The 13707-nt window shown below is 57.2% G+C and carries 17 protein-coding genes; 5 read left to right on the top strand and 12 right to left on the bottom strand.

Going from position 1 to position 13707, the window contains the following annotated elements; translation table 11 throughout:
* Window positions 1–7 precede the first annotated feature (7 nt).
* The 8 genes from rsxD to blr form a co-directional block, all read right to left on the bottom strand.
* A complete protein-coding gene (gene rsxD, locus CWM54_RS06680; protein WP_061154386.1) occupies window positions 8–1060 on the bottom strand; it encodes an electron transport complex subunit RsxD in 1053 nt (350 codons plus the stop codon).
* Window positions 1061–3220, bottom strand: coding sequence for an electron transport complex subunit RsxC (gene rsxC, locus CWM54_RS06675; protein WP_100696513.1), 2160 nt, complete (start codon window positions 3218–3220; stop codon window positions 1061–1063).
* Complete coding sequence (gene rsxB / locus CWM54_RS06670; RefSeq protein WP_074385673.1) at window positions 3213–3791, bottom strand: electron transport complex subunit RsxB; 579 nt, start codon at window positions 3789–3791, stop codon at window positions 3213–3215. Before rsxB ends, rsxC begins: the two co-directional genes overlap by 8 nt.
* A complete protein-coding gene (rsxA, locus tag CWM54_RS06665; protein ID WP_002907658.1) occupies window positions 3791–4372 on the bottom strand; it encodes an electron transport complex subunit RsxA in 582 nt (193 codons plus the stop codon). Before rsxA ends, rsxB begins: the two co-directional genes overlap by 1 nt.
* Before the next feature lie 78 nt (window positions 4373–4450).
* A complete protein-coding gene (locus CWM54_RS06660; protein ID WP_074385674.1) occupies window positions 4451–4891 on the bottom strand; it encodes a DUF2569 domain-containing protein in 441 nt (146 codons plus the stop codon).
* 75 nt (window positions 4892–4966) lie between these two features.
* Entirely contained in the window at window positions 4967–5182 is a 216-nt protein-coding gene (gene ydgT, locus CWM54_RS06655; protein ID WP_004202843.1) for a transcription modulator YdgT, read from the bottom strand.
* Between the two features lie 218 nt (window positions 5183–5400).
* A complete protein-coding gene (locus CWM54_RS06650; protein ID WP_100696511.1) occupies window positions 5401–6771 on the bottom strand; it encodes a GH1 family beta-glucosidase in 1371 nt (456 codons plus the stop codon).
* Window positions 6772–6886: 115 nt separating this feature from the next.
* Window positions 6887–7024, bottom strand: coding sequence for a division septum protein Blr (blr, locus tag CWM54_RS06645; protein WP_061154391.1), 138 nt, complete (start codon window positions 7022–7024; stop codon window positions 6887–6889).
* A 190-nt stretch (window positions 7025–7214) separates the two neighbouring features.
* Between blr and CWM54_RS06640 the strand changes: the two genes are divergently transcribed.
* Window positions 7215–8255 carry an oxidoreductase gene (locus tag CWM54_RS06640; RefSeq protein ID WP_100696509.1) on the top strand — a complete coding sequence of 347 codons (1041 nt, stop codon included), beginning with the start codon at window positions 7215–7217 and terminating at the stop codon, window positions 8253–8255.
* A 35-nt stretch (window positions 8256–8290) separates the two neighbouring features.
* Here CWM54_RS06640 and add read toward each other — a convergent pair whose 3' ends face one another.
* Together add and CWM54_RS06630 are read right to left on the bottom strand one after the other, a co-directional pair.
* Window positions 8291–9292 carry an adenosine deaminase gene (add, locus tag CWM54_RS06635; protein ID WP_100696507.1) on the bottom strand — a complete coding sequence of 334 codons (1002 nt, stop codon included), beginning with the start codon at window positions 9290–9292 and terminating at the stop codon, window positions 8291–8293.
* 157 nt (window positions 9293–9449) lie between these two features.
* Window positions 9450–10598 (bottom strand): MFS transporter, encoded by a 1149-nt coding sequence (locus tag CWM54_RS06630; protein WP_100696505.1) that lies wholly within the window; start codon window positions 10596–10598, stop codon window positions 9450–9452.
* Between the two features lie 194 nt (window positions 10599–10792).
* Between CWM54_RS06630 and CWM54_RS06625 the strand changes: the two genes are divergently transcribed.
* Window positions 10793–11257, top strand: a complete 465-nt coding sequence (locus CWM54_RS06625) for a winged helix-turn-helix transcriptional regulator (protein ID WP_061154395.1) — start codon at window positions 10793–10795, stop codon at window positions 11255–11257.
* A 79-nt stretch (window positions 11258–11336) separates the two neighbouring features.
* Here the strand turns inward: CWM54_RS06625 and CWM54_RS06620 are convergent, their stop codons facing one another.
* Complete coding sequence (locus CWM54_RS06620) at window positions 11337–11657, bottom strand: cupin domain-containing protein (protein WP_100696503.1); 321 nt, start codon at window positions 11655–11657, stop codon at window positions 11337–11339.
* Window positions 11658–11953: 296 nt separating this feature from the next.
* Between CWM54_RS06620 and CWM54_RS06615 the strand changes: the two genes are divergently transcribed.
* Window positions 11954–12139, top strand: coding sequence for a hypothetical protein (locus CWM54_RS06615; protein WP_061154397.1), 186 nt, complete (start codon window positions 11954–11956; stop codon window positions 12137–12139).
* 9 nt (window positions 12140–12148) lie between these two features.
* On the opposite strand, the gene CWM54_RS06610 is transcribed toward CWM54_RS06615, so the two are convergent.
* Window positions 12149–12517 (bottom strand): RND transporter, encoded by a 369-nt coding sequence (locus tag CWM54_RS06610; protein WP_100696501.1) that lies wholly within the window; start codon window positions 12515–12517, stop codon window positions 12149–12151.
* A gap of 262 nt (window positions 12518–12779) precedes the next feature.
* On the opposite strand from CWM54_RS06610, the gene cybB reads away from it, so the two are divergent.
* Both cybB and CWM54_RS06600 read left to right on the top strand, forming a co-directional pair.
* On the top strand, window positions 12780–13307 hold the full coding sequence (gene cybB, locus CWM54_RS06605; RefSeq protein ID WP_061154399.1) for a cytochrome b561: 528 nt from the start codon (window positions 12780–12782) through the stop codon (window positions 13305–13307).
* Window positions 13308–13412: 105 nt separating this feature from the next.
* Entirely contained in the window at window positions 13413–13688 is a 276-nt protein-coding gene (locus CWM54_RS06600; protein WP_004101746.1) for a metal/formaldehyde-sensitive transcriptional repressor, read from the top strand.
* Window positions 13689–13707 lie beyond the last annotated feature (19 nt).

Below are 13707 nucleotides of genomic sequence, written 5' to 3'. Positions count from 1 at the left end.
CGCTCTCTCAACGGTGGCCATACACGCGCGGACGCGTGTAGTAATCGATCAGCGGCACGGTAATATTCGCCAGCAGAACGGCAAATGCCACGCCATCCGGGTAACCGCCGAAGCTGCGAATAAGCCACACCAGCAGGCCGGCGAGGGCGCCAAAGATCAGACGGCCGCGGTTGGTTGTTGAAGCCGTCACCGGGTCGGTCAGAATAAAGAAAGCGCCGAGCATGGTGGCGCCAGAGAACAAATGCATCTGCGGCGACGCCAGGCTCTGCGGCGAGAATAACCAGCCGAGGGTGGCACACAGGCCAAGGCTGACGAGAAAGCTGACCGGAATATGCCAGCGGATCGCTTTCTGCCACAGCAGGAACAGACCGCCCGCCAGCCAGGCGATATTCACCCACTGCCAGCCAAGGCCCGCCAGTACGCCACCGTAAACCGGCAATTGCAGCACCTGCTGGACGCTATGCCCGGCATGCAGAGAGGTTTTAAAGGTATCCAGCGGCGTTGCCTGGCTGATGCCGTCAATACCCAGTCGCAGGCTGGCCATGTCGCCCCCGGCGGCGGTATGCCCGGTGAAGATCATCTGCAGCACATCGCTGAACGCCGGAATCTGGGCGGCAATTTCATATGAAGGCAACCAGGAGGTCATCTGTACCGGGAACGAAATCAGCAGCACGACGTAGCCGATCATCGCCGGGTTGAACGGGTTATGGCCTAATCCACCGTACAGCTGCTTGGCGATCACCACGGCAAAGGCAGTGCCGAGCACCACCATCCACCAGGGGGCCAGCGGCGGAATACTCACCGCCAGAAGCAGGCCAGTGAGCAGGGCGGAATTGTCCTTCAGGGTCGCCACAATATGCTGTTTACGCAGTTTGAGAATTGCGGCTTCCGTTGCCCAGGCCGTCAATGCGGCGAGGACAATCTGCAGTACGGTACCCCAGCCGAAAAACCAGGTCTGGACCACAATGCCAGGCACGGCGGCGAGCAGCACCAGCAGCATAATGCGCGAGGTCTGCCGCTGGTTATGGGTATAGGGGGAGCTTGCGATTCTGAAAACCATTTATTCCTCGTTAACTGCCTGCTGTGTTGCTTTACGCGCCTGAACGCGAGCGATCGCCGCGGCGACGGCCGCTTTGCGTGGGTCGTCATTGGCTGCGGCTGACGCGATATCCGGTTGTGCGGCCTGCTGTTCGGCTTTGCGCGCTTTGGCGCGGGCGATAGCGGCTTCCACCGCGGCCTTGCGCGGATCGACGGCGTCCGTTGCCGGGGTTTCCACCGGCGCGGCCTGCTGTTCGGCTTTGCGCGCTTTGGCGCGGGCGATAGCGGCTTCCACCGCGGCCTTGCGCGGATCGACGGCGTCCGTTGCCGGGGTTTCCACCGGCGCGGCCTGCTGTTCGGCTTTACGCGCCTTGGCGCGGGCGATAGCGGCTTCCACCGCGGCCTTGCGTGGGTCGACGGTGTCGGTTGCCGGCGTGTCTACCGGTGTAGCCTGCTGTTCGGCTTTACGCGCCTTGGCGCGGGCGATAGCGGCTTCCACCGCGGCCTTGCGTGGGTCGACGGTGTCAGTTGCCGGGGTTTCCACCGGCGCGGCCTGCTGCTGTGCTTTGCGTGCCCGGGCTTCGGCCTTCCGCGCTTCGCGGGCGGCAATTGCCTCGCTGTTATCCGGTTTGGCGCCAGACTGAATCACGATCGGTTGCGACGCATCACGCTGTTTGTCGCGTACCCGAGCCAGAGCGGCGTTAATCGCATCCTGATCTTTGGCGGCAGGCTGAACGGCAGCTTTTTTATGCCGTTCGGCGCGGGCGGCTTTTTCACGCTCCAGGCGCGCCTGTCGGGCTTCGAATCGCGCTTTGGCTTCTGCGGCGCGCTGCTCTTCCTGGCGAATCGCGCTGATCTCCGCTTTCTCCTGACGGAAGTACTGCACCAGCGGAATATTGCTTGGGCAAACCCACGCGCAGGCGCCGCATTCGATGCAGTCCGCCAGATTGTGCGCGGTAGCTTTATCGTGCTGCTGGCCTTTGCTGAACCAGTACAGCTGCTGCGGTAGCAGATCGGCCGGACAAGCGTCGGCGCAGGCGCTGCAGCGAATGCAGCCTTTTTCTTCCTGCGGCTCGCCCATCTCGCTGGCGGAAGGCGCCAGCAGACAGTTGGTGATCTTCACCACCGGGACGTCCAGCCCCGGCAGGGTAAAGCCCATCAGCGGGCCGCCCATGATCACCATCGGCTCGGCGCTGGCGCAGAAGCCGGCGTCGTTTAGCAGATGGCGTACCGGGGTACCAAGGCGCGCCCAGACGTTGCCTGGCCGCGAGACCGCCTCGCCGGTCAGGGTGACCACGCGCTCCGTTAACGGCTCGCCGTCAATCACCGCGCGTTTTATCGCATAGGCCGTCCCCACGTTCTGCATCAGCACGCCAATATCCGACGAACGACCGCCGTGGGGCACCTGCTTGCCAGTGAGAATTTGGGTAAGCTGCTTGGCCCCGCCGGAGGGGTATTTAGTGGGGATCACCCGCAGCGAGATGCCATGGGCGTCGCAGAGCACCGCCCGCAGCATCGAAATGGCCTGAGGTTTATTGTCTTCAATGCCGATCAGCACTTCGTCAGGCTGCAGAATATGCGCGAGGATGCGGATCCCGTCGACAATCTGCGCCGCGCAATCCTGCATCAGGCGGTCGTCCGCCGTGATATAGGGTTCGCATTCGGCGGCGTTAATAATCAGCGTCTTAATTTTATCGCCGCCGCCGCGCAGTTTGCTGCCGGTGGGGAAACCGGCCCCGCCGAGGCCCGCGACGCCAAACTGATGAATGCGTTCGATAAGCGCTTCGCGCGTGCGGACCTGATAATCACTCCAGCCATCGCGCTCAATCCAGCGGTCTTCGCCGTCGGCGTCAATGATCACGCTCATCTCCGCCAGCGCCGACGGATGAGCGGTGGTGTGCGGGGCGATGGCGGCAACGGTACCGGAGGTCGGGGCGTGTACGGGCAGCATTCTTCCCCATCCGCGGGTCAGCGGCTGCCCGCGCTGCACCCGATCGCCCACCTTGACGCACAGTTCGCCTTCGGCGCCAATATGCTGCTTCAGCGGAATGATAAGGCGCTGCGGCAGGGAAACCTGGCGCAGTGGGGTACCGTTAGACTGGGTTTTCATTTCTGGCGGATGAATACCGCCGTTAAAATCCCAGACTTTATCTTTTCGGAAAGCGGAAAATAACTTAAACATGTTGTTCCACAGGAATATTACGCACCGGGATCGTATGGAGATCCCATTTCCAGGTTTCCGGGGTGGTCGCCACCGGAACGAGCGAAATGCACTGGGTCGGGCAGGGGGCTACGCACAGATTACAACCGGTGCACAGGTCGTTCATCACGGTATGCATGGCGCGGGTTGCCCCGACAATCGCATCCACCGGACACGCCTGGATGCATTTGGTGCAGCCAATGCAGTTCGGCTCGTCGATTACCGCGAGCATGCGAACTGGCTCCGCCTCCTGTTCATCGCCATCGACCGGCTGCGGGTCGACGTTCAGTAAGGCAGCGATTTTTAACATCACGGCTTCGCCACCTGGCGCGCAGCGGTTAATTTTTTCACCCTGGGCACCGACAGCTTCCGCATAGGGGCGGCAGCCGGGGTATCCGCACTGCCCACACTGGCTCTGCGGTAACAGTTCATCAATTTTTTCCACCACCGGGTCGTCCTGCACCGCGAAACGGCGGGAGGCATACCCCAGTATTAAGCCGAAAATCAGCCCTAAGAGGCTGATGGCGATGACGGCTATCCAGACTGCGCTCATTACAACTTCACCAAACCACTAAAGCCCATAAAGGCCAGAGACATTAAACCGGCGGTAATCAATGCGATGGCATTACCGCGAAACGGCGCGGGCACATCGGCCACCACCAGGCGCTCGCGGATCGCCGCGAACAGCACCATCACCAGCGAGAAACCGACGGCGGCGGCAAAGCCGTACAGCGCGGACTGCAGGAAATTGTGCCCCAGATTAATATTCAGCAGCGCCACCCCGAGTACGGCACAGTTGGTGGTGATCAGCGGCAGAAAGATACCCAGCAGGCGATAGAGCGCCGGGCTGGTTTTACGCACCACCATTTCAGTGAACTGGACCACCACGGCGATGACCAGAATAAAGGCCAGCGTGCGTAAATAAACCAGATTTAACGGGATAAGGATCCAGGTATCGATCAGCCAGGCGCATATAGAGGCCAGCGTCATCACGAAGGTGGTGGCAAGCCCCATCCCCATTGCGGTTTCCAGCTTTTTGGAAACCCCCATAAACGGGCACAGGCCAAGAAACTTCACCAGAACGAAGTTATTGACAAGGACAGTACCAATAAAGAGCAGTAAATAATCAGCCATCATGCGACCTGAAACGAAAAAAAGCCGCTTATTATCGAATAAAACGATACCGGCGACAACAGGTTAAATGTGGGGTTATTACGGATGAACAAAGGTCCGTTTTACCCGCTGTGAACGGCGAAAATAGGGCGCCAGGAGCGCGGCAGCCAACAGTGGAAACAGCAGTTGACGCAAAGCAAGAACATCCGAGACGGGAGAGAAGGCAAAAGCCTTTATCGCCAGCAGCAGAGTAATGAGCAACCAGATAATATAGTGCTTAGGGACCAGCGAGCGCCGCTTGAAGAACGCGATAGTCAGCCAAAGCGTGTAATACCACATGGCGACAGCAAACAGCAGCGAAGCGAGCCACAGTACCATATGTCCGGTGCTCATTGCGCGCAGCAGGGCATACGTCTGCGTCGACATGAGGGCATTGGCAAAAAACAGCAGCGATAAGGAGGCGCTCAACAGCGCCACCAGCAACCAGGCCAGCGGTGCCAGCAGCCATCCGCCGATGCGTTCTGCAGATTGAGACGTCATGTTACTCCCCTATTCAACGCCAGTAATGAAAATCAGGCCGGGAAGTATAAGCAACTGGCGTGAAGGATGACAGCCTTACTGCACGAATCGCCAAACGGATTTAGGCACCTGGCCCACATCGAACAATTTACCGCCGGAGACCAGCTCTGCCCGGCGGTGGTCGGCCGCACGATACATATTCACGATCTCTTCGGTGTCGGTCAGGGAGTAGTTAAGGTGATCAAATAGTTTTTCAAGACTTTCGAGCGAACTGATTTTGCGGAATTTTAATAAATAGTCCAGAACGGTCATTTTCGTATCCATTTTATAATCGGAATAATTATGTTGAATATTATCAGCATTCACTAAACCTACTCTCAACCAACGGCGCCTTCTGAATGGGGCCGGGTGGAATGATTCAGGTTATATAAACCCATGACAAGGGGCGAGAGCCGACCTTGAAGAGCAGGGAGAAGTTTAAGAATATTCTAAAACCAGACCGGGCGCCGAATGGCGCCCGCGAGTGAAGATTAACGCTGTTCGCCGTGACTGGCAATAACAGATTTGTACCAATAAAAACTCTTCTTTCGTTTGCGTGCCAGATTTTGCTGGTGATCGACATAGACAAAGCCGTACTGCTTTTGATACCCGTTAAGCCAGCTCAGCAGATCGATAAACGACCAGGGATAATAGCCGCGCACATCCGCCCCTAGCGCCAGCGCCTTTTCCACGGCGCCAATATGGCTGCTCAGGTAGTCGATTCGCGGGTCGTCGACCACTTCACCGGCAATAATCGGGTCTTTCGCCCCCAGGCCATTTTCGGTGATATAGATCGGGATATCGCCATAGCGTTCCTTGATCATCATCATGCCGTCCGTCAGCCCCTGCGGCCAGATTTCCCATCCCCATTCGGTATAGGTGCTCTGCGGATTACGCACGAAATAGAACAACCCCTCCACGCCAGGTTCGCCACCGGTGGGGATGTCGGGCGGCAGGGCGGACACCGTTTCCCGGCGATAGTAATTCAGCCCAATAAAGTCACAGCGGTTCTCGCGCAGCAGTGCGTCATCGTCCGGGGAAAAGCGCGGTACCCCCCACAGAGCCTGGGTCTGCGCCAGCAGAGCAGCAGGATAGGTGCCTTTCAGTACCGGGTCGTAAAGCCAGTGAGTATGGATGGCGTCAGCCAGTTCGGTGGCCTTTTTGTCCGCCTCACTGTCGGTGAGCGGAGTATGCGGCTGTAGCACATTGACGAAGCCAATCTCGCCCGCCACGCCACTCTTGCGGAACGCCTTCACCGCCAGCGCATGGGCGATAAACACGTGGTGGCAGGCCTGAATGGCACGCGCTGGATCGCGGACCGCCGGGGGATGCAGACCGTTGATGTAGCCGTGGCCAATGAACACGATGGTTTCGTTAAAGGTCGCCCACAGCTTCACCCGTGAACCAAAGCGCGCATAGCACAGGCGGGCGTACTCGGCGAAGGCCTCGGCGGTACTCCGTGCTTCCCAGCCGCCCTCATCCTGCAGGGCCTGCGGCAGGTCCCAGTGATAGAGGGTGATCATCGGCTCAATATTGTGCGCCAGCAGTTCGTCGATCAGATCGCTGTAAAACTGTACTCCCGCTTCATTCACTTCACCGCGCCCGTTGGGCAGCAGTCGTGGCCAGGAGATAGAGAATCGATAACTTTGCAGGCCCATTTCGGCCATTAAAGCGACGTCTTCGCGAAAACGGTGATAGTGGTCGACCGCGACATCGCCGGTGGTGCCTTCAAAGGTGGTACCCGGCAGGTGAGAGTAGATATCCCAGATTGACGGTCCTTTGCCGTCTGCGTCGTGCCCACCTTCAACCTGATACGCTGCGGTAGCGGCACCCCATAAAAAATTGTGCGGAAAAGCGGCCATGAATAAGCTCCCTGTCTGATGATAAAGGGAGTGTAATGAAAGCGATGATAACTGTGCAACCGGTTTCTGAAACCGGTTGCACAGTTGCGAAGCGGGTCACTGTTTTACGGCGGCGCTACTTTGTCTGCACCACATCCGCTGGCGGTGGGGCCTGATAGTTATCAATATGGTGCGCGATAACCAAAAGCAGTGCGGAAATACCAAAAACAATCCAGCCAATAAGTTCTACAATACGGGTAAAAACAGTCGTCATAACACGTCAATATCCTTTGAACACAGCGTGAAATGTTACTCCATGGTCAGCAGATCACAAGGGGTATCTGTCTGATTTTGCACATGTGCGGGAAAAAATCGGGGTGTTAAATGATAAATTTTGCTCACTATTTGTAAGATTATTCTCATCAACATGATATTGACATCAGCTGAATAAGTGAGGCGGTAACATGAGTGACGCGATCCGGGTAGGGCTATTAGGCTACGGTTACGCCAGCAAAACGTTTCACGCGCCGCTGATCGGCGGCACGCCGGGCATGGCGTTGACGATGGTCTCCAGCAGCGAGGCCGGCAAAGTTCATGACGACTGGCCAGGGGTGAGGGTGGTGAGTGCGGCAAAGGACTTGCTCAACGATCCTGATATTGATCTGGTGGTCATCGCCACCCCGAACGACACCCACTTTCCGCTGGCGAAAGCGGCGCTGGAAGCGGGCAAGCATGTGGTAGTGGATAAACCTTTTACCGTGACACTGTCACAAGCGCGCGAGCTGGAGGGGCTGGCGAAGCATTGTGGCCGGGTGCTGTCGGTGTTTCATAACCGCCGCTGGGACAGTGATTTCTTAACCGTCAGGGCACTGATTAACGAAGGTCAACTGGGGGAAGTGTGTTACTTCGAGTCGCATTTCGATCGCTTCCGCCCCCAGGTGCGCCAGCGCTGGCGGGAACAGGGAGGCCCCGGAAGTGGGATTTGGTATGATCTGGGGCCGCATCTGCTCGATCAGGCGGTGGTGCTGTTTGGTCTGCCGGTGAGTATCACGGTCGATCTCGCTCAACTTCGCCCCGGCGCGCAATCCACCGACTATTTTCACGCCGTACTGGCCTATCCCCAGCGGCGGGTGGTGTTGCACGGTACGCTACTCGCCGCCGCAGAGAGCGCGCGCTTTATCATCCACGGCTCGCGGGCCAGCTATATTAAGTATGGCCTTGATCCCCAGGAGGAACGGCTAAAAAACGGTGAGCGGCTGCCGCAGGAGGACTGGGGGTATGATATGCGCGACGGTACTCTGACCCGCGCCGAAGGCGACGAACGAAGCGAGGAGACATGGCTGACGCTGCCGGGCAATTATCCCGCCTATTATGCCGCCATTCGCGATGCGCTTAACGGGGAGGGAGAAAACCCGGTCCCGGCCAGCGAGGCGATTCAGATCATGACGTTGATTGAGCTGGGTATCGAGTCGGCCAGACATCGCGCCACGCTCAGCCTGGTGTGAGGGGGAGCCCGGCAGCGCGGCCGCCGGGCTGGTGATCAACCTTTCGCCACCCGCTGAATGTGAGCGGCTTTTTCCTGTTCGCTCAGAAACGCCTGGGTCAGACCGTTGATCTGCGCCTGACGGATCTGCTCCCGGCTCAGGCCCGCCGCCGGCGCCGCCACGGTGTACTCGTGAATGATATCGACGCCCTGCACCGCCGGATCGTCAGTGTTGAGGCTCGCCAGCACGCCGTGCTCAAGGAACTGCTTCAGCGGATGTTGGGCCAGCGAAGCCACGGTGCTGGTTTGCACATTCGAGGTCAGGCACGATTCAATGCCGATCTGATGTTCGGCCAGGTAGTCCATCAGGGCCGGATCCTCTACCGCTTTGACCCCATGACCGATGCGCTCCGCGCCCAGCTCGCGGATGGCCTGCCAGATACTTTCCGGTCCGGCCGCTTCGCCAGCGTGGACGGTAATATGCCAGCCAGCGTCGCGGGCCTGATTAAAATGGTTGAGGAACAGCGCGCCCGGGAAGCCCAGCTCATCACCGGCCAGATCCAGCGCGGTGATGCCCTCGCGGTGGGCGAGCAGCGCCGCCAGCTCTTCCTGACAGGCCGCTTCGCCGAAGGTGCGGCTCAGAATGCCGATCAGGCGGGCGTCGACCTGAAAATCGCGGCTGCCTTCACGTACGCCCGCGATCACTGCTTCTACCACGCCGTCGACGGGAAGCTGGTGGGTCATCGCCATATAGCGAGGAGAGAAGCGCAGCTCAACGTAGTGCAGGCCATTGCGCGCGGCGTCTTCGACGTTCTCGTATGCCACGCGACGGCAGGCTTCCAGTGAAGCAAGGACTTTAACCCCCCAGTCGAGCTTGGCGAGAAAACTGACCAGATCGGGCTCGAGGCTGGTGACCTGGACGTGGGGACGCAGCGTGTCGAGGGTGGAAGCGGGAAGGGCGATATTAAACTCGCGGCCAAGATCGAGGATGGTTTGGGCCCGGATGTTACCGTCAAGGTGGCGGTGAATGTCGGTTAATGGCAATGAAGAATCAATCATGGTCGCACTCTTTTTTTAGTTAAAGTGCACGTCATTATACAACATGTACATAACTGTTTAAAAGCATTGAAAAAATCCATTCGATACAAACAGCTGGGGGCACTCAGGTCATTTTTCCGCTCTTTTTCGCTGCGCCATTTTAAAACGAGCACGACGTTCATGATTGACGCGATCCTGACCAGACCAGAAAAGCGCACGCGCTGACCGCGGCGCCGGCAAGGCAGACCGCCTGCCATCCCCAATGGGAATAAAGTTGCGTGGCGACGATAGCGCCTGCCGCGCTGCCCAGCGAATAAAAACACATGTAAGCCCCAACCAGCCGGCTTGCCGCTGCAGGCCTGGCGGCAATAATCAGGCTCTGGTTGGTGACATGCACGGCCTGCACCGCGAAGTCCAGTGCGATAACACCCACTATTAGCCAGAGCAGAGAGGTTTCGGCAAAGGCGATAGGCAACCATGAGAGCGCCAGCAGCGTCAGCGCCAGGCCGGTCGTGCGCTGCGCCCATCCCTGGTCAGCCCACTTGCCCGCCCTTGAGGCGGCCAGCACGCCAGCGATGCCGGCCAGGCCAAACATCCCTGTCTGGGTATGCGACAGGGAAAGGGCGGTGAGCGGCATGACCATGGTCGTCCACAGCATACTGAAAGCGGCGAAGATCAGTAGCGCCAGGATCCCGCGCTTTCTCAATTGCGGTTCAGTGGTATACAGCTGAAAAACTGACTTCAGTAAGGAAAGGTAAGTGGGCTTTTGCGACTGCGGCGTGGGCGACGGCATGACTTTCCAGACGACGCCGGCAATCAACAACATCAGACAGGCAGCCGTGAGATAAACGGCTCGCCAGCCGGCGATATCAGCGATCGCGCCTGATATAAAACGAGACAACAGGATGCCTGAAACAATTCCGCTGGTCAGGGTACCCACCGCCTGGCCCCGTTTCTGCGGCGTCGCCAGTATCGCCACCCACGCCACCATCAACTGCACCACCACCGCCATCAGGCCAACGATCAGCATGGCACCCAGCAGGATCGCGATATTTGGGGATAACCCTGCCACGACTAACGCCACCACTGACAGCAACAGCTGAGTCATCATCACGTGTTTACGGTTCAACCCGTCCCCGAGCGGAACCAGGAACAGCAAGCCGATGGCATAGCCCACCTGTGTCGCGGTGATGACGCTGCCTATCATGCCGGGCGACACCTTCAGGCTGACCGCCATCGAGTCGAGTAAAGGCTGAGCTGAATAAACGTTGGCTACCGCCAGCGCGCAGGTCAGTGAAAACAGCGTCGTTATCCCCGCGGTCAGCATCGTTGCAGGGGCGGAGGCGGTCGGGATTTCGTGCTCGGTACACAAACTTGCCTTGCATTTCATAAGAGGCCTGCACTCTGGTTGCTTTTTAAAACTAGTGTGCCTATAAAATTAGCCATAGTGGTTTTCTTTTGCAACTGCTACGTGTGAAGATTAAGCTGGCATCAGTAGACTGATTGACGGAGAGCACGCAGATGGCGAAACAGGAATCACTCAGAACCAGTGAATGTCCGGTGGCAAGGACGCTGGAATCAATTGGTGAACGCTGGTGCCTGATGATTATTCGCGAGGCATTTGACGATGTGCGGCGATTCAGTGAGTTTCAAAAGAATCTAGGGCTGGCCAAAAATATCCTTGCCTCGCGGCTGAAGCACCTGGTCGATATCGGTATTTTCGAGATTTTACCGGCATCGGATGGCAGCGCCTACAAGGAATATGTCCTGACTGAAAAGGGGCGATCTGTGTTTCCCATTGTTGTGGCGATGCGGCAATGGGGAGAGCGTTATATGTTTGATCACGGGGAAACCTATTCTGTCCTGCTGGATAACGAACACGGTCAGCCGCTTCAGTATCTGGATGTGCGTTCCGCTCAGGGGGAGAAACTGCAACCTGGCGACTGCCATCGCCGGCGCGTTGTGTCGGATATCAGCGGTGAATGAAGGCCTGAAGAGGGGCGCGGTGCGGTGGGAATCGGTTCGATGACATCGCGCCCCGGCCGTACAGCGAAAAGCGGACATATTAGCGTTCGGCAACCTTCGTTTCAGGTAAATCTATGATAACCAGTGTGCCAAAGCTGCCTGTTTCCACAATATGAGGAATGCCAGCTTTGGCGACATAAAGCTGGCCAGGCGTGACAGAGATTTTTTCTCCTTTCACATTCAGCTCCAGACGTCCGTCAATGACCAGTAACCCCTCGTCATACTCATGTACTTCTTCGATTAATGAGCGTTCATCCATTCGTAAAACTTTGAGATTCGCTGTGCCAATGCGGCCTAATACTTGTGAGTGCCAGGCTTCCGGTAACACCTGTGCTTCGGCGCTAAGGTCATAAAGCGACATAACGTATTCCCTTTGATATTCGTTTTAGGTACTTATGTCATAGAAATGCTCTGCCGTCCTATAACAAATATGGAAAAACAAGTCGAAGAAGTGGCTAACCCTTTCTCCTCAGCCCCTTGCCCCCCAGAATATTGACATATCTTTTTCCTGGTGGCTTGTGATGACCCCCCCTGTGCGTCGGGACAGGCGACTCACTGCCAGCAGAATAATCATTTACATTTATATTTTATTTGAATGTATTCATGTTACATATTAAATTCTGCTTACTTTATCGACGATGAGGCAAGGATGCGGATGTGGAGAGCGTAATCCATAACAATATTGAGGGTTTTCTGCTGCTGTTATTAAGCATGTGGCCGATTCTGATTGTGGTCTTTATTGGCGTTGCGATTTCTTTCTATACCATGCTGTTACGCAAAACGGCGCTGGCCTGCCTGCTGTTCGCCGTCGCCATCGGCGCCGCAGGCTGGAGCTTCGCTTAGCGTCTGTTCTCAGGGTTTATCCAGCAGGCTCATGCTGGAGGTGGCGGCGCCATCATTGAGATTGGACGGTGCATGCCAGTCGCGGCCAGCCAGCGCGCTATCGCCCTGGCCGCTGCTGGCGACGGTATCCTCCTGTGTCGATATCGTCGAGCCCGCCAGTGCTTCATCTGCCCCCGACTGATCGGGCAGGGAGCTGGTATACCCGCCATTGTCCGAGTAAGTATCCATACCATTCACTTCATTCGGGACCGTGTCGGTGGTGGTGCCATCATCGTTTATGCAAAATGATCCGCCAATGCCATTAGGCTGGCAGTCCGCGGCAAAAGCCGGGCCGGCCAGCGAGGCCAGCAACAATAGCGGTAAGCCGATTTTCTTCATTCTCATCTCCATGCGCAACGTGGCTCGACAGATGCTCTCTACTATAGAGAAGGACAGGGCGGTGGAAGGTGACAAAACTGTTTAATTTTGTAATAGCGGACTGACGTCCGGTTGCCCGTTCGCTTCAGCAGGTCGAGGCAGGCTGCGCCTTCCCGGAGCGGCGCACTGCGCTAATCAATTGTTAATTCAACGTAAAGGTTAATGAAAATTTAAGAGAAGGCCGCTATGTTGGCGACATCACTCTTTCCATGAAGGAAATTCCATGCGCGATAAATATTCGGGCCTGCAGATCGGTATTCACTGGTTGGTCTTTTTGCTGGTGGTGGTGGCTTATGCGGCAATGGAGCTACGTGGATTTTTCCCCCGTAGCGACCGGCCGCTGATTAATATGATTCATGTCTCCTGCGGGATCACCATCTGCGTGCTGATGGTGACGCGTCTGCTGGTGCGGCTGAAGTCGCCAGCGCCGCCGATCGTGCCGAAACCGTCGCCGATGATGACCGGTTTTGCTCATCTTGGCCATCTGGTTATCTATCTGCTGTTTATTGCCCTACCGCTGATTGGCATGGTGATGATGTACTGGCGCGGAAATCCCTGGTACGCCTTTGGCCTGACCATGCCGTATGCCCCGCAGAGCGATTTTGAGCGAGTGGACACCCTGAAGGCGATCCATGAATGGTTAGCCAACGCGGGCTACTTCGTGATTGGCCTGCATGCCCTTGCCGCGCTGGTCCATCATTACTGGTGGAAAGATAATACCCTGCTGCGGATGATGCCCCGTAAGCGCTAAATAGTCGTTACCGTTTTGCCTGACCCCGTCCCGCGACGGGGTTTTTTTTGCCTTTATGGGCAATAAAATATAGTATACCCCCCTATATGATACGGAGGCGTAATCGTGCCACATTCACCTGAAGATAAAAAACGGGCGCTCAGTCGCGTACGACGCATCCGCGGCCAAGTCGAAGCCCTCGAGCGCGCGCTGGAGTCCGGCGAACCCTGCATGACAATCCTGCAGCAGATTGCCTCGATTCGCGGTGCGGCAAATGGCCTGATGGGCGAAATGGTGGAGATCCACCTGCAGGACGAGCTGGTTAGCGGCGAGACCACCCCGGACCAGCGGGCCGCGAGAATGGCAGAGGTCGGTCATCTGCTACGATCCTATTTAAAATAACATCACGACGAGGAAGAGA

The sequence above is a fragment of the Klebsiella sp. D-Nf1 genome, assembly GCF_002810515.1.
GTDB classification, from domain to species: Bacteria; Pseudomonadota; Gammaproteobacteria; order Enterobacterales; family Enterobacteriaceae; genus Klebsiella; species Klebsiella variicola.
The sequence above is the reverse complement of the archived record's forward strand: the minus strand, read 5'-3'. Positions and strand labels throughout refer to the sequence as shown.

Excerpts from the sequence above, each read along its gene's own strand:
- CWM54_RS06610 (WP_100696501.1), bottom strand. The coding sequence starts at position 12,517 with ATGAAGAAAATCGGCTTACCGCTATTGTTGCTGGCCTCGCTGGCCGGC.
- cybB (WP_061154399.1), top strand. The coding sequence starts at position 12,780 with ATGCGCGATAAATATTCGGGCCTGCAGATCGGTATTCACTGGTTGGTC.
- CWM54_RS06630 (WP_100696505.1), bottom strand. The coding sequence starts at position 10,598 with ATGCTGACCGCGGGGATAACGACGCTGTTTTCACTGACCTGCGCGCTG.
- add (WP_100696507.1), bottom strand. The coding sequence starts at position 9,292 with ATGATTGATTCTTCATTGCCATTAACCGACATTCACCGCCACCTTGAC.
- rsxA (WP_002907658.1), bottom strand. The coding sequence starts at position 4,372 with ATGGCTGATTATTTACTGCTCTTTATTGGTACTGTCCTTGTCAATAAC.
- rsxC (WP_100696513.1), bottom strand. The coding sequence starts at position 3,220 with ATGTTTAAGTTATTTTCCGCTTTCCGAAAAGATAAAGTCTGGGATTTT.
- CWM54_RS06640 (WP_100696509.1), top strand. The coding sequence starts at position 7,215 with ATGAGTGACGCGATCCGGGTAGGGCTATTAGGCTACGGTTACGCCAGC.
- CWM54_RS06620 (WP_100696503.1), bottom strand. The coding sequence starts at position 11,657 with ATGTCGCTTTATGACCTTAGCGCCGAAGCACAGGTGTTACCGGAAGCC.
- rsxB (WP_074385673.1), bottom strand. The coding sequence starts at position 3,791 with ATGAGCGCAGTCTGGATAGCCGTCATCGCCATCAGCCTCTTAGGGCTG.
- ydgT (WP_004202843.1), bottom strand. The coding sequence starts at position 5,182 with ATGACCGTTCTGGACTATTTATTAAAATTCCGCAAAATCAGTTCGCTC.
- CWM54_RS06660 (WP_074385674.1), bottom strand. The coding sequence starts at position 4,891 with ATGACGTCTCAATCTGCAGAACGCATCGGCGGATGGCTGCTGGCACCG.
- rsxD (WP_061154386.1), bottom strand. The coding sequence starts at position 1,060 with ATGGTTTTCAGAATCGCAAGCTCCCCCTATACCCATAACCAGCGGCAG.
- CWM54_RS06625 (WP_061154395.1), top strand. The coding sequence starts at position 10,793 with ATGGCGAAACAGGAATCACTCAGAACCAGTGAATGTCCGGTGGCAAGG.
- blr (WP_061154391.1), bottom strand. The coding sequence starts at position 7,024 with ATGACGACTGTTTTTACCCGTATTGTAGAACTTATTGGCTGGATTGTT.
- CWM54_RS06650 (WP_100696511.1), bottom strand. The coding sequence starts at position 6,771 with ATGGCCGCTTTTCCGCACAATTTTTTATGGGGTGCCGCTACCGCAGCG.